This is a genomic window from Nonomuraea maheshkhaliensis (assembly GCF_039529435.1).
In the GTDB taxonomy this organism is placed as follows: domain Bacteria; phylum Actinomycetota; class Actinomycetes; order Streptosporangiales; family Streptosporangiaceae; genus Nonomuraea; species Nonomuraea maheshkhaliensis.
The window spans coordinates 137,093-151,200 of sequence record NZ_BAAAMU010000003.1 but is presented as its reverse complement, the minus strand read 5'-3'; the positions used below and the strand labels follow the sequence as shown (position 1 = coordinate 151,200).

Below are 14,108 nucleotides of genomic sequence, written 5' to 3'. Positions count from 1 at the left end.
TACCCCGTGGGCGCATTGCTGAAGCCGGATACTGGGCCACAAAAGTGAGAACTGCGTGGAACTAGGTTTAAAGACCTAAGCGGGTAAGTACCCCGCGACGGCTCATCGGGTCGGCCCGTCCCTTGGTTCCTGGAGAAACCTCTCAGGGCAGAGGAACGCTGACGGCCCCCTGCGCCAACAGAAGGCCGTCGATCGCTTCGTGAACTGTCCCTCTAGCGAAGAGAGTTCACCACTTATGAACGTACCCGGCGTCAAACATCTAAAGATCACCTCGACCGCCGCCCCAGCCTCCGCTACTCATGCCGGCCCCGTCACGTAGCCCACGATCGGGCTTACGACGCACCCCACCGGTGGCGTGGTCCCGGTCTCTTCGATGGGCCAGCGGCATGTCCCTGGTCGGGACGGGAGTAGGGGGAGGACTGAGCCATCCTCAGTTGGCGTGGGTACTCATGTCCGGCGTCACACTAGCTGTGCTCGCCGCCCTCATGCTCGTCTGTGTGTCGGTCTTACGACAGGATCCAGAGGAGTCGCCCTTCTCCCGCCTCATTCGCTTGTTGTCGTTGATCCTCGATCGGCAAGAACCTCCTGCACGAGAGTGAACCGGCGCTCTCAGCCACCATCAACAAGGCCACCTTCCACGATGACGCTCAGTTCGGCGATGCCACCTTCCACAACGACGCCCGGTTCGACGAGGCCACCTTCGATGGCGCCGCCGGGTTCGATGGAGTATCTGTTGCACCCGAAGCCATCGGAGCCGACCACAAGTGGCCACCAGGCTGGCTTGCGGAACCGAACGGAAAGGGGGGTGGCGTACTACGGCAAGAGGTGCCGCCCAACACGGAAACGGGGTACAAGACAGGCCCGGAACTTTCTGCCTGAGCAAGTCATTGAGGGCGCGACTCCTTGCCCGAGCCAGCCAGTCGAAGTCCCGGACTTCCAACCCTCTGCCCAACGATCCCACCTGCGGCATCGCGAGCAAGCTACTTGCCTTACATGGCTTAACGAACCTCGGGCAGCTGACCAGCTAGTTCGCTTGGCAACCCAAGATAACTTCCTTGCTGGCGTGCCCTCAGGATCGACAGCCCAGCACACTGACGGCCCATCCACTTTCGCACCCAGCCCGCCCATTCCGGCCCTGACCGTCACGGGCGGGCTGCTCAGGTCACCACACCATGGTGAAGCACCGAGGCCAGCCTGCGGGCACAGCCCCCACCGAGGTCACCACCAGACTGTGGGCCACGTGGCCGGGATAACTCACCTGTGCATCCCCATGTTGCCGCGCACGTCCAGGTGCGGATCGGCGGCGAGGGTCTCGAGGACGGCGTGGGGGAGTTCGGCCGCCCGGCAGGCGATGGCGATCCGGACCGAGGGAGCCGGGTCACTGGCGAGGACGGCGGCCATGTGCGGGTCAAGCGGTGCGACGCCGGCGCCCAGCGCCCGGATCTGTTCATCATGGTGAAAGAGCAGTGCGGCGGCGTGAGAGGAAAGGCCCGGAACGGCGGCGATCGCGGCGACGGTGAGCCCGCCCAGCAACCGCGTCTGCGTATCGCTGTCGCGCAGCAGCGCGGCGGCGCCGGCCGTCACCTCCTGCACGAAGGCGTGGTCCTGGTCGGTGACCTGGCCGGGGTGGGCGTGGGCCGCGGCGAAGGCCTCCGCCGCGGCCACCAGGAAGCGGCCGGTCAGGTGACGGCCGCCGGTCCGGAAGCGGGCTCGCGTGAACGGAGTGTCGGTTTCGGTCTCCCGCCGGTCGGCTGCTGACCAGCGCGGTGTTCGATAGGCGGCGTGTAAGCGTGCCGCCAGCTGTGTGGTGAGGTCGCCGGGAAGGCGGCGAAGAAGGCGTCGCAGCGCTGATAGAGCCCTCGTGCGGGCGGCGGCGCCGTGGTGGTGGTCCTCGGCGATCGCCATGAGCTGGCTGGCGACGGCGACGGCGAGGTCGGCCGGAGGTCCAGCGGCGATGCGGGCCGCCTGGTCCGCATCGCCTGGCAGCGGGGGTGGCGCAGCGGGATCGGTGGTCTCCGATGCGGGTGGATGGTCGGCGGCGTCGATCTCGTCCTCGGCCGATCCGTCACGCTCCCCCGTGAGCCGGTGCCGGTCGTCGCTGGGCCCGGCCGGGCTAGACCCGCCGCCGGGCGAAGCGGGCGCGGGACCTGCTTCAAGGCCGGCAGCAAGGTTGGTGGCGAGGTCGGCGGCGGGAACGTCGGCCAGAATCTCGGCGTCCAGCAGAGCCAGCAGAGCGTCGACCGTTGTTCTCTCCTGGTCTCCGATGATCACCGTCGACTGGCGTGTGTGCCCTACCGAGCGGCGTAACAGGGCGGCGCAGGCTCGGCGGGCCGCGCGTTGCGCCGGCTCAGTGGTGACGTGCCAGCTGGCCATGACGTGGGTGGCGCTTTCGTGGCCCTGCTCGGCCAGGGCGGTCACCACGCCGAGCAGGGGGCCGCGGGCGTCGTCGGGCAGGTTGCGCACCCGTTCCCACAGATTGTGCGGGGGTGGGGTCTGCGCCAGCATCAGGGCGAGCATGGCGGCGAGTTCCTGGCGGCGCGATGGGACCGCCCAGTAGGTGTGCAGGACCAGGTCGGCGATCTCCGGGCTGGCAGAGGTGTGAGCCTGCGCGGCGGGCTGAGCCAGCGTCACGATGGCGTCGACGGCGGTGGCGGGGATGCGCACGCCGAAGGACGCCAGCGCCGTGACGGCGTCCAGCTCAGGCCAGGGCTGCACAGGGTGCGACTGCGACTCCCCCAGGCCCTTGGTCGCTCGCAGCAGCAGGCGCGCGACGTCGGCGACGTCTTCATCTGCCACGGTGGCCGTCTGCGCCCCGATGACCTGGATCGCCGCGGCGCGCCGCCTCCGCATGGGCGAGGTCGCCCAGGCGCTGACGTCGACGGCCTTCGGCAGGCGGCGAGCCAGGCTGGCGGCCGCCTTCGCGTTTCCCGCCCGGACGTAGGCGCTCACCGCAGCGTCCCGGCGCTGGCCTGCGGTCAGGACGTCGCCGAGCAGCGACAGGGCGAGCGCTTCCTCCTGCGCGTGGCCGGCCAGGCGCGACTCCCACAGGTAACGGCGAGTGTCGCCGAGCGCGTCGGGCAGCTTGCCGTGGTGCGCGTACTCGAAGGCCGCCAGCGCGGGGTCGTAGGCGCCGGCGAGCAGGCGCCGCCGGTTCGGCAACGCACTGACCAGCTCGGCCAGGTCACTGCGCTCATCGCCGCCGATCTCCCAGGCGAACATCGCGGCGGCGCGCAGGGCGGCCCGGGCATCGCCGTAGTATTCGTGCTCGCTGCTGGCCAGGATCGACTGACGCCACAAGCTGATCGCCTTCTCGGCCTCGCCGGCCGCCGCGAAGGCGTAGGCGGCCCGTGAGGCGATCAGGCCGCGGGCGTGCAGCAGGCGGCCGGCGAGGCCGTGGTCGAGGAGTTCGCCGTAGGCGGCCTGGACCTCGGCAGCGGAGGAGCAGAGTGTCAGGCCGGCATCGGCGACCGCGCAGCGCAGCCGTGCGCGGACCACGACGTCGCGGGCCTGCGCGGCGGCCGCCAGCGCGCGCAGTTCGTTCAGCAACTCGGCTCGCGTGTCGGGGTTGCGGGCCTCGACGGATCCGCCGTCTGCGATGATCGGCTGCGGGTCGGCGCTGTCGAACCACCCGTCCACCAGTGCCTGCTCCAGGACCATGCAGCACAGCAGTGGCGCATGAGGATCGCCCGCCTGCGCGAGTTCACGCACGGCAGGAACGCATGCGGCCAGGTCGCTGCCGTGTTCAGGCCAGTCCGCCACCCGCGCCAGCACCGCCAGCTTTGCCTGCTGGATCGGGTTCACATGCGGGGCGAGAGTGGCCAGGTCATGCCGCAGTGACCGGAGCGCGGTCCCGGCCACGACGCGCTCCAGCGCTGCCTCGAACACGATCGAGAACGCGGTGTCGTGATTCCCACCGGCGTGCAAGGCTCTGGCCTGGCGGATGCGCATCGTGACGGCATGGCCGGGAAAGCTGCCCTCGGCGAGCCCCTGGGCGACCAGGCCGTACAGCCGCCCGGCGGTGAGCGGATCGGACTTTTCTGCGGCCGCCGCCTCCGCCTGCAGCGCGTCCAGACCCAGTACCAGGACCGGGTCCTCGACCAGCCCTAACGCGGGCGGGGCTGCGGGATCGGGCGGCGCAGGGTCGAAACCACACCACGCTGTGGCCCACGCCGCCCCGAAGATCGCGTGCACGAGGTGTGGAGCCTCCCGCAGCTTCCGGCTCACCGCTTCGGCGCCCCAGACCTCGATCTCCAGGTCGCCGGCGTATGCGTCCTGCAACGCGGCCAACTCGTCGACGTTTCGGGTTCCGCGGTCGAATGCGGCCGAGGTGACCACAACGAACCGGCGGGGATCGAAGCGGCGCTTCGCCCCGATGAAACCCGAAGGCCGGGGCGCGCCGGCGTAGTCCTCCACCGCTTGGCGGATCTTCGCCGGCGTCAGCTCCTCATACCTCTTCACCTGATACAGCGCCCGGGCCGCGTCCTTCTGCAGCTCCACGATGTCCAGCCCGTACTGCTGCTGGCCGCTGCGGCCATAGAACTGGGTGCCGCCGTTGTCTCGGCGGCTGACCATCTCGGCGATGAGACGCTCAAAGACCTCCGGCTCCAGATCGGCCAGCGGAAGCAACGACGGGTTCTGCAGCGGCACCGGCAGCGGCGCGGTCTGCGCATGCCGGGCCAGCTGCGGCCACGTCAAGCTCACCAGGTCGACGTCCGGCCCGGCGTCAAGCATGACACGCACCGAGGTGGCGCCCGGTACAGCTCTTGCGTCCCTCAGCCACTCCCCCAGGACCCACGCTCATCGCACCTCCGCCGTACATCCGTTTCCATCCTCGCCTGCGCGATCGGCCACGGTGGCAGGATAAATCTCAGCAGCAGCGGGCGGGCCCGCGGCGATGCTCCACGACGCGGTATCCCGGCCAGAACAGGGCTCCCTTTGTGACGAGCGCGGTCTCGTTCGCGATCAGCACATCGCCGAGGCCGAGCCCACGACGGCGAAGGAACCAGCGTCCCCGCGCACGACGTCGGCGGCACAGCCGTCGCGTCAGCGAGCACGCCTGGCCCCGAGCGCGCGTGCCTCAATCACGCTGGGGTATCACGTGACCACATCGGCCATCATCTTGGGGAAATCTCCGCGAGCTCCGGCTCTGGTGGGACGCACCTACCATCAGAGCCGCGCGGAGATCGATGATTTCCTTCAGCCTCCCGACAGGTGGGACTAGGACTGCCGCGGCCCGCGGTACATTCCCGTCGGATAAAGATCGGTCTCCAGGCCGGCCTCCAGCCGGGCGAGGGTGGCAATGTCACAGTAGGAGTCGCCCAGCAGCATCCTGTTGACGGTCTTCTGCGACAGCCCGGCCCGCTCGGCGACATGACGCTCCTTCAGCCCCTGGTCGTTCATCAGAACCCTGAGCCTGCGCGCGATCTCCTGCGCGTAGAAGGCGCCGATCGGCGCCGATTCGTCGAGCTGGGCGGTGGGCCACTGACCGTCCTGGATGTAGGAGTTGGGCACTTTGTCGTTGCGCACCCACACCTCCTCCGCCGACGATTCCTCTGCCGCACCCCAGATCTGATTCATCATCCCATCCATTCTTGAGTCTTATATGACTCAAGTGTAGGCTCCGCAGAGCGGGCCCCGGTGTACGCCCGTTTCGCTGCCAGCGCCCCGGGATGTCTCAAGCCGAGGGGAGCGCCCCTACCCCCACGCGATCGGAGGAGAACGTGCCACGATTCTTTTGTGGCATTGACTGGTCGGAGGGCTGGAACGATGTCGCCGTGATCGACGCCCAGGGTGCCCTTGTCGCCCAGGCGCGCATCCTGGAAACCCCCAAAGGCCACAAGCAGGTGCTGAGCCTGCTGTCAGGGCTCAGCACCTCGCAGCGCCACTCCAGGCGGCAGGTGCCGATCGCGATCGAGACCGGCCGCTCGCTGCTCGTCGCAGCGCTCCTGAAGGCCAGGCAACCGGTCATCGCCATCAACCCGACCATCGTCGCCAACTACAGAGGGCGCGTCAGCCCCGCCAAGAAGCGCAAGTCAGACAGATCCGATGCGCAGCTCCTGGCCAATATCATCCGGACCGACGGTCACATGCACCGGCCGCTCCCCGCCCACAGCGAGCAGCTCCTCGCGCTGACAGAACTGTCACGTGCACACAGTCACGCCGTCCGCCAGCAGCAGTACTACCTCCGTCGCCTGCGCAGCCAGCTGCGCGTCTACTACCCGGCCGCCCTGCAGGCGTGGGCGAGCCTGCCGAAGAAGATCCTGCGACCCGAGGCGCGGGCAATGCTCCACCTGGCGCCCACCCCGGCCCAGGCGGCGAAGCTCAAGCACCGGCAGATCGCTGACACGCTGGCTGCCGCTGGACGCACCCGGCTCATCACCGATGAAGCCGATCGGCTGCGCGAGCTGTTCCGGCAGCCGCAGCTGCGCCAACGGCCGGCGGTGGAGGAGGCGATGGGCACAGCGATGCTCTCCACGCTGGCGTGCCTGGATCGTGCGGATCGGCTGGCCGCCACGTTGGAGGCCGAGGCGACCGAGGCGTTCATGGCGCATCCGCAGGCCAAGATCTACTGCAGCTTTCCCGGCGTCGGCCCGGTGCTGGGAGTCCGGCTGCTGGCCGAGATCGGCGACGACCCCAACCGGTTCACCAGCGGGCGCGGTCTGCGAGCCTATGCCGGCGTCGCACCGCTGACGTGGTCCAGCGGCGGCAGCCGGAGCGTCACCCACCGCAAGATCGCCAACAAGCGCCTCAAGGTCACGTGCCACCTGTGGGCGTTCGCGAGCCTGACCCGCTCGCCGGGCGCCCGGGCGCACTACGACCGGCGCCGCGAAGTCGGCGACCGCTACGCCGCCGCACTCCGGAACCTATCCGGCCGACTACTGTCCTGCCTGCACCACTGCCTCGCCCACGACCTCCTCTACCAGGAGGAAGTTGCTTTTCCACCCACCCCGCTGGATGCCTAGACCAGGGGCAGCCGGGAGACCTGTTGCGACCCCGGGCCGCCGAGCCCTCACACTGAGAGCGGCCCCGGCTGCCCCATCCCCTTGCACCCCGTTCCATGGGCCAGTAGACGGGCGGCCGGGACAACGCCTCGGAGCCATCCCGGGTTCAACCCCTTACGCGGGAACGGCGCCCGGCCGCCTCTCTGCCTGCCCAGATTCTTAAGATAGGTGTCTCTGAATCCTTCATGGCTTCGCTGGTGCGGCGGGAGCGGCGGTCGGCGCCGTAGGACTCGATCTCGACGTTGGGCAGGCCACCATCGCTCGCCCCCACCGCCGGCCGCGCCCTGCCCGAGCGCACCGCGATTCGTCACGCCCTGGACGACCTCACCGCTCGCCGCCCGCCGATGCCGAGCGCATCGCCGACGCGCAGCTCGACAGCGAGATCGAGGCAGAGCGGGCCCCCCGACGTGACCGCCTGGTGCCGGCGGGCCGCCGCCGAGTACCTCGCGCCCGCCCCCGACCCGGTCGCGGCCGCCGTCGACGGGTGCCGCCCTCAGGACAGCTGACGAACCGAGCAGGCTCACTGCGCGACCCAGCCTCCGGCCCGCCGGCCGGACGTACGACCACTGTGATCTTTATCACGGCATTGGGCGTCCGCGGTTGACTGGATTACCGTCTGTTTACGCGTAGTGCCGCGCATTTATGCGCCGTTCTGTTCGGCGCGGTTGTCGCCCGCGTGGCGGCAAGTCGAGGGTTCGCTTCCGACGCGCGGGAGAGGCGGCGCTGGCCTAGGCTACGGATGTTCCAGTTGTCGTCCGGAGCATCCGGTGCGTTCGGGTCCCGCCCGCGCGGGGGACCTACCCCCGGCCCTCGCTCTCCAGCAGGAGACAGGGTTGGCGCATCGAAAAGAGGTGCGATGGACAACGATTGGACACCGCGTCCGGCGGACGTGCTGGTGCTCCTTCTACAGGCGTATCTGGCATACGTCCCTTGGCTGCTGGAACACATCGGCGGGGGCTGGTGATGCACCACCAGATCCCCGCCTGTGCGTCAGCAGCTGACGCGATGTTGTGGAGGCCCCGGGATCAGGTCTGGCCAACCGCCCGGGGTTCTCTGCTGTCCGGCCCCGAAGGCACCGGAGCGTGAACTTGTTCCGCGTGAACATGTTCACGCCCCTGCACTCTACCTCCGGCATAGGAGGGGCGGTGTAAGACCCGTGCCTACAGGTGCAGGGCGGCTCTTGCAGGCCCGCTGCCGTTCTTGGGGGCTATCGGTCAGCGGTCGGGGAAATGCCGGTTCAGGATGTCGGCCCACTCCGGCAGGATGACGAATCCGCCGAGGCCGCGGAACTTCGTGTCCTTCAGCGTGACCAGCTCTGCCAACGCTTTGACGAACGGACTGTCGGCCTGCTCGGCAGACAGGGCCTGCAGGGCTGCCTGGAAGCGCACCACCGCGTCGGGGAAGAGCCGCTCGGCGTGTTCCTGCTCCTGGCGGACCTGCTCGGCGCCGATCTCCATCCACACGTGCCACTCCAGGTAGTCCCCGCAGTCCGAGGCGTGCAGTTGGTGGACGACCTCGCCGTCCTTTCCTGCCGACATGATCAAGACCATGTCGGCGGTTTTTGGCGGCATCGCCTGGCAGGTCGGGCACAGGCGCAGCTCGGGTTCGGGGTGCGGCTGTTCTGTCAACGGTTACCTCTCCTGATAAGGGCGGGGGTCGAGCATGTCCTGGTCGATCGCGGCCTGGCAGGCTGCCGCGAGGTACATCGTCGGCAGGTGGGTGCCGTCGCCGTCGAGGGTGCGGGTGCCGACGTCGGAGAAGATGAGCTGCGCCGCGCCGAGTGCGGTGCCGGTGAGGTAGGCGTACAAAGCGCGGCCGCGGACCAGACGCCCCTCCTTGTCCCGCTTCTGCTTCATCTCCCGCACCTGCCGGGCGATCTTCTGCGCCAGGACCGGGTCGTCGGCCGCGCCGGCCAGCGCCATGCGGCCGTACTGCTCGTACAGGCGGGAAAGGCTGGGGGTGCCCCGCTGGGTCAGCAGATCGGCGTGCCACGCCCAGTAGCGGCGCCGCAGGAAGCTCAGCATGCCGGCCGGGACGCCGGCGCCGTGGCTGCTGCCGATCGGCGGCTGACAGCGGTCATGGTCATCACCGCGCCGAGCGGGGAGCCCCTCCGTGGGCGGGCAGCTGCAGCAGGCCGCCGTCAAAGGCCAGATGGAACAGGGCGCCCAGCCGTATGGCCGCAAAATCCGGGTCGGCCGAGGCGGGCGAGAGGCTGTCCGGGCGCACCGAGGCATCCAGCAGGCTGGCCAGCACGGTGTGGGTGTGCCCCAGCAGGTAGAAGGTCAGGCCTGTCTTGTCGGTGAGCAGCTTGGCCACGCGCGGTCCCTTCTGCCGCAGGTTCTCCTGGATCGTGGCCACCATGTCGCTGATAGCCGCGCTGAAGGCCGCGTCGGCGGCCGCCCGCGCGTAGATCGCCCGCCCGTAGCGGTCATACAGCGCCTGGACCGAGAACAGGTCCAGCAGCCCGTCCCCCGAGGTCTCGCCCGATGCCCTGTCGCCGCCTGCCCGCCACTTTTGTAACCAAGCTCCCCAAGTGCTCATCTCAGCATGATGCGCGCACTTTGCGCAGCATGACAAGCACGTGCTGTGAAGAAGACTGGTCAAGGCAGCTGTCAATGCGGGTTGTAGTGCTCCGAGGCGTCTTTGACCTCGCCAGCGGCTGACGATAGGCCGCCAGCCGGGCGAACCGCTCCCTGGATCGGACGAGCTGATCACGGCAGCTGGCTATAAGACAAGGCGCGAAACGCCACGGGGACACGGGGGAACCGTGTCCCCGCATTCCCCCATCTAGTCAGTCCTCGCAGGAAACCCACCCGCGCGATGGAGTCGTTCAAGCGCGCTCTGAACCCCCGCCAGCAGTAGGCGGGGCATTAGACTGAGCCGCGTGACCGAGCATGCCCTGCCCCCTGGCGACGACCATGAGATCGTTCAACGTGGTGACGACCTCGCCGTGGTGGTGCCGATGGAGGAGTATCAGAAGCTGAGGGTCACCTACGCCTGGCACAACAGTCCCGGTCGGGTCGCAACCACGCCGGAGACGTTTCTCGCCGTGTCCGGCCTGTCGGAATCGGAACAGCAAGTGCTGCGTGAGCGTTACGGGCTGGGCAACGGCCCGGCCTGATGTCTTTCCACCTGGAATGGGAGCGTCTGGCCCGGCAAGCCTACGACCAGATTCCTCCTGACAAACGCCTGCCCGTTGCCGACGCCGTCATCAAGCTCATGATCGAAGGTATCCCCGACGCCGCCGAACCGGGTGAAGACGGCCGCTGGAGCATCCGGGCGGGCGAGTACATCCTGGTGTTCGTGGAGCACGAGCTCGACATCTACCTGATCGCCATCGAGGCTGCATGAGCCGCAGAGTGCGGGCAAGACAGCCGTGCACCAGCGTCGAATCTCGCCAGCCAGGACCGCCGTCCGGCCACCTCTCCCCCGTCGCCGCGTCGGCGCCGTAGTGACAGCCCGGCGATCTTACCGACACTGCTCACCAGCGCTCGCGGCGGTGGAAGCACCGCATGGCCGAACAGCCAGCCGGCGGCCTCTCCCCGGGCCGGGCCAACCCTCGGGGAGAGGCCGCCGGACCACAGCGGTGTGGGGTGCGGCGGCAGGGGCCAGTAGGAGGTCCTCTACCGGTCGGCGACCACGGCCGAGCTGCGGGGCAAAGCATCAAACACCTGCACATACATATGATCCCCCGCTACGTCGGCGATGTCGAAGATCCGCGTGGCGGTATCCGTCAGGCAGCTCCTAACTGGAACCCGGATAGCTGGCTGTGAGCCGTCACCCAGGGAGCTTCTTGGCCCCCACCGCGACGCACGAGCTTCCCTCACGCGGCGATCCAGATCGTCGCCCGGGCTCTCGGTCGCACCCGACCGAGCATCATCGGGGGGCGGTGTCCAGGAGCACGAAGGCCATGGGGTCGGCGCCGAGTCCGCCGATCAGACTCCATCCGCTACCTTCGGCGCGGACGAGGTCAGGTCGGGCCGGTCGGTGGCGGCCGAGTAGGCGCGGATGCGGCCGTACGGCGGTGGCTGGTGCAGGTACGTGTGTGCAATGTCCAGGGCGGCGGACATGCCGGCCAGTTCCAGCAGCGGCCGTCCAGCCCGATGACGATCTCCATGAGTGTCTTCAGCGTGCGCTCCAGCGCGGCCATGATGGGGCTCCTGGCCGGCGGCTGGGGAGGGTGGCGGAGCGGCCCGGCGATGTCCGGGAAGGACGGCCCGCCCACGTGGATCGTGGTCGCGCGGTGGGCCCGCTCATCGGGCAGCTCCCCAGAAGCCAGAGCTCACCGCTCACGCTGACACCCGCGTTCCGCAGATGTGTAGCGAGAAAGGCACATAGATCTGTGGCCTGAGCTGGGGAAACGCTTGCGAGCGTGCTGATACGGCGTGTCACTAGGCGCCGGTGTTGTGCCTGGTCAGGCGTCTGCGGCGGGACTGGCTTCGACGATCTTCTTTGGGGTCGGGAGGTCGAGTTTGGCCAGGATGTCGCGCTGGGGCTTGGTCAGCTCTGCGCGCTGGCGGAAAGTGCCGGTCGGGCCGGTGAAGGTGGCGACCGTCAGGAGGTCGAACTCGGTGCGGATGCGTCTCCAGGTGGTGCCGGTGGTGGTCTCGATGATGCGGATCAGCAGCAGCGCCAGCCAGCACAAGATGACGTGCGCCCGGATGCGTTCCTCCAGCCGGTGATAGACCGGGCGCAGGTCGATGATCTGCTTCATGTCGCGCCAGCCTCGCTCGACCTCCAGCAGTTGCTTGTAGCCGACGGCGATGTCCTCGGCCGGCAGCTTGGGGTCCGAGCAGCGCAGCAGGTACTTGCCGTCCAGGTTCGCCTCGGCTTTGACCTTGGTGGCGTCGATGCGCAGCAACCCCTTGGGGGTAGTGCGCAGATACCGGTCCAGGCCGGGCTTGGTGGAGATGACGCCGCGCAGTTCGGCGCGTTTGGTGGCGCTGAGCGCGTCGGTGCCGGCGATCAGCTCCTGGGGTTGTGTGAGGAGGCGTTCCCGGATGGCCGCATCGCGTGCGGCGCCCTCAGGGTTGAAGCAGATCACGAACCGGTCGGCCTCGCCGATGCGCACCTCTTTGACCTTCAGATTCTCGGCCACGTCCTGATAGCGGCCCTGCCGGGACAGCGCGGCCTTGGCCTCGGCCGAGCCCGAGCGCAGCCGTTCACCGATGATGTAGTGATGATCGCCCTGGCGCAGGTAGCGGCGGTTGTCGGCGGAGGCGAAGCCGCGATCCCCGACCCACACGATCTTGGATAGGGTCCAGTCTCGCATGTCGTCCTTGACCTGGCGGATCAGGGCGGTGTCGGTGGTGCTGCCGGGCCAGGACCAGACGCGGACCGGGATGCCGTCGCGGGTGACGGCCATGCCGATGACGATCTGCGGCAGGTCGTCGCGGTGATCCTTGGACTTGCCGTGGGTGCGGAAGCCCTTCATCACCGATCCGTCGCCATCACCCTCACCGGTGTTGTCGGCGTCGGGCAGCGGGACACCGCGCTGGTCACGGGCGATCGGTTCGTCGCTTTCGTCGATCTCGAAGTAGGTGGAGGTGGTATCAAAGAACAGCAGGTCGACCTCCAGGTGGAGCAGGGTGGCAACCTGGTCGAACACCTTGCGCTCCACGGAGTCTTGGACCTGGTGCAGCCAGTCCATGGCCCGGTAGCAGGCATCATCGCTGCAGGCGGGCAGGCCGTCGATGTGGGCGGCGCGGCCGGCCCAGTGGGAGGCGGCCAGCTTGGAGGAGGCGTCCAGGGCGCGGTTGGCGACCAGCGCGAACAGCACCCGTTCGGTGAACGGGCTGCGCCGGGTGGAGGCCAGCATGCGCGTCATGATCGTGTCGATCTTCAGCTGCCGCCACAGCTGGTCGAGCAGGTAGACGCCGCCGTAGGCGGCCGAGCCGATGAAGGTCAGGTCCGCGCCCGAGGTGAGCGCGGCGGCGCGGCTCGGGTCCAGCAGCCGGCACAACGAGCCGACCAGGCGTTCGACGGCGGCGCGGTCGATCAGATCTTCGCGGCCGAAGTTGTGCAGGACCTTCATCTTGGCGGCTTTGGCGACCGGATCCCACTCGTTATGGGCGAGTTGGAGGTATCGCACCGTGGTGCCGTCTTTGTTCTTCCGGCTCGCTGTCCTGACGAACATGTCACCAGACCGTAGCAGCGCGTGTGCATGTCGTGACGGGGTTATCAGCGAAGTCGTGTCACTAGGGCTTTCCGCCGCTTCCACCAGGCCATACTCCGTTGACCTGCGGGTTCAGACCCGAACATGCCTTGGATCACGGATTAGCTGCGGAACGCGGGTGACAGCCGCGTTCTGTGGGGGCCGCTTCGCGCTGGTGTCGAAGCGGCCGCTCACCACGGAGAGCCGTCCAGCCGCACGCTGAACTCGTCACGCACTTGGCTCCTACCCGCGCAGAAACGCCAAGTTCCCGGATAAGGCCGCTTTGAACAAGGCATAGCGCATCGCGGCCGTGGACGTGACCCCGTGCGGCGAGCGAGGCGCCACCGCATGGTCCCCGGAGTGGTGCACGCCGGGGCTCAGTCCTGCGGGCTTCCTCCCGAGTCGTGCGCCTTGCCGGATCGGCACCGGGCGGGTGAGAGTGGGCGGGTGAGAGCGCCGCGGTCTTCAAGGAGGAGCGCTGGAGGGGTATGCGAACATGCATTCGATCGACTGATAGGGTGCGGTGCCATGAAGGACGAGCACCGCGGCGCGCTGGCGGCCGTGCTGCACCCTGTACGCCAGGCGGCTCAAGGGGTCAGCGATCAGATCTGGATCGTCAATGATCCGGCTGCCACGCCAACCCCGGATGAGGCGCTCCGCGCTCTCGACACGCTGCAGACAGAGGTGGCCCGCGCCAGGACGCTGGTTGCGCGGCTGGCCGCTCAAGACTGACGACGACACGGCACGCCCAGAACTCGCCTTGTGAACACCTGAGATTGCCGAGCTCCCTACCGCCGCCGCCTGCGCCACCACGCTACACAGCCTGGCCGATCATGTGGAGCGGCAGACGGGCATTTGGCTGCACCTCGAACCCGTCACGGTTGGGCGGCAACTCAAGCGCACAACGGATCGACGCTGATCGGCGGCTTGAACTCCTCAGCTGGCTGTGGCCT

The 14,108-nt window shown here is 68.4% G+C and carries 14 protein-coding genes; 7 read left to right on the top strand and 7 right to left on the bottom strand.

Going from position 1 to position 14,108, the window contains the following annotated elements:
- Positions 1 to 570: 570 nt before the first annotated feature.
- Positions 571 to 879: a pentapeptide repeat-containing protein gene (locus tag ABFX54_RS56840; RefSeq protein WP_428834494.1), complete on the top strand. Its 309-nt coding sequence runs from the start codon at positions 571 to 573 to the stop codon at positions 877 to 879.
- 375 nt (positions 880 to 1,254) lie between these two features.
- On the opposite strand, the gene ABFX54_RS03640 is transcribed toward ABFX54_RS56840, so the two are convergent.
- Both ABFX54_RS03640 and ABFX54_RS03635 read right to left on the bottom strand, forming a co-directional pair.
- The gene (locus ABFX54_RS03640; protein WP_346101435.1) at positions 1,255 to 4,731 is read right to left on the bottom strand and encodes a hypothetical protein; all 3,477 of its coding nucleotides are present in this window, start codon (positions 4,729 to 4,731) and stop codon (positions 1,255 to 1,257) included.
- A gap of 486 nt (positions 4,732 to 5,217) precedes the next feature.
- Positions 5,218 to 5,580 carry a helix-turn-helix domain-containing protein gene (locus ABFX54_RS03635; RefSeq protein WP_346101434.1) on the bottom strand — a complete coding sequence of 121 codons (363 nt, stop codon included), beginning with the start codon at positions 5,578 to 5,580 and terminating at the stop codon, positions 5,218 to 5,220.
- Between the two features lie 89 nt (positions 5,581 to 5,669).
- On the opposite strand from ABFX54_RS03635, the gene ABFX54_RS03630 reads away from it, so the two are divergent.
- Positions 5,670 to 6,962 (top strand): IS110 family RNA-guided transposase, encoded by a 1,293-nt coding sequence (locus ABFX54_RS03630; protein WP_346101433.1) that lies wholly within the window; start codon positions 5,670 to 5,672, stop codon positions 6,960 to 6,962.
- A 281-nt stretch (positions 6,963 to 7,243) separates the two neighbouring features.
- Complete coding sequence (locus tag ABFX54_RS03625; RefSeq protein WP_346101432.1) at positions 7,244 to 7,507, top strand: hypothetical protein; 264 nt, start codon at positions 7,244 to 7,246, stop codon at positions 7,505 to 7,507.
- A 708-nt stretch (positions 7,508 to 8,215) separates the two neighbouring features.
- Here ABFX54_RS03625 and ABFX54_RS03620 read toward each other — a convergent pair.
- The 3 genes from ABFX54_RS03620 to ABFX54_RS03610 form a co-directional block, all read right to left on the bottom strand.
- Positions 8,216 to 8,629: a hypothetical protein gene (locus ABFX54_RS03620; RefSeq protein ID WP_346101431.1), complete on the bottom strand. Its 414-nt coding sequence runs from the start codon at positions 8,627 to 8,629 to the stop codon at positions 8,216 to 8,218.
- Between the two features lie 3 nt (positions 8,630 to 8,632).
- Positions 8,633 to 9,025: a hypothetical protein gene (locus ABFX54_RS03615; RefSeq protein ID WP_346101430.1), complete on the bottom strand. Its 393-nt coding sequence runs from the start codon at positions 9,023 to 9,025 to the stop codon at positions 8,633 to 8,635.
- Positions 9,026 to 9,086: 61 nt separating this feature from the next.
- Complete coding sequence (locus tag ABFX54_RS03610; protein ID WP_346101429.1) at positions 9,087 to 9,542, bottom strand: hypothetical protein; 456 nt, start codon at positions 9,540 to 9,542, stop codon at positions 9,087 to 9,089.
- Positions 9,543 to 9,885: 343 nt separating this feature from the next.
- Here ABFX54_RS03610 and ABFX54_RS03605 point away from each other — a divergent pair, with 343 nt between their 5' ends.
- The 3 genes from ABFX54_RS03605 to ABFX54_RS56835 all read left to right on the top strand — a co-directional run bounded on the left by ABFX54_RS03605 (position 9,886) and on the right by ABFX54_RS56835 (position 10,774).
- A complete protein-coding gene (locus tag ABFX54_RS03605; RefSeq protein ID WP_346101428.1) occupies positions 9,886 to 10,122 on the top strand; it encodes a hypothetical protein in 237 nt (78 codons plus the stop codon).
- Positions 10,122 to 10,352 (top strand): hypothetical protein, encoded by a 231-nt coding sequence (locus tag ABFX54_RS03600; protein WP_106253554.1) that lies wholly within the window; start codon positions 10,122 to 10,124, stop codon positions 10,350 to 10,352. The genes ABFX54_RS03605 and ABFX54_RS03600 overlap by 1 nt, the downstream gene beginning before the upstream one ends.
- A 161-nt stretch (positions 10,353 to 10,513) precedes the next feature.
- Positions 10,514 to 10,774: an HIT family protein gene (locus tag ABFX54_RS56835; RefSeq protein WP_428834492.1), complete on the top strand. Its 261-nt coding sequence runs from the start codon at positions 10,514 to 10,516 to the stop codon at positions 10,772 to 10,774.
- A 162-nt stretch (positions 10,775 to 10,936) separates the two neighbouring features.
- Here ABFX54_RS56835 and ABFX54_RS03595 read toward each other — a convergent pair whose 3' ends face one another.
- Together ABFX54_RS03595 and ABFX54_RS03590 are read right to left on the bottom strand one after the other, a co-directional pair.
- Complete coding sequence (locus ABFX54_RS03595; protein ID WP_346101427.1) at positions 10,937 to 11,071, bottom strand: hypothetical protein; 135 nt, start codon at positions 11,069 to 11,071, stop codon at positions 10,937 to 10,939.
- A 344-nt stretch (positions 11,072 to 11,415) separates the two neighbouring features.
- Positions 11,416 to 13,137: an IS1634 family transposase gene (locus ABFX54_RS03590; RefSeq protein ID WP_346101426.1), complete on the bottom strand. Its 1,722-nt coding sequence runs from the start codon at positions 13,135 to 13,137 to the stop codon at positions 11,416 to 11,418.
- Positions 13,138 to 13,683: 546 nt separating this feature from the next.
- Here ABFX54_RS03590 and ABFX54_RS03585 point away from each other — a divergent pair.
- Positions 13,684 to 13,887 carry a hypothetical protein gene (locus tag ABFX54_RS03585; protein WP_346101425.1) on the top strand — a complete coding sequence of 68 codons (204 nt, stop codon included), beginning with the start codon at positions 13,684 to 13,686 and terminating at the stop codon, positions 13,885 to 13,887.
- Positions 13,888 to 14,108: the final 221 nt, after the last annotated feature.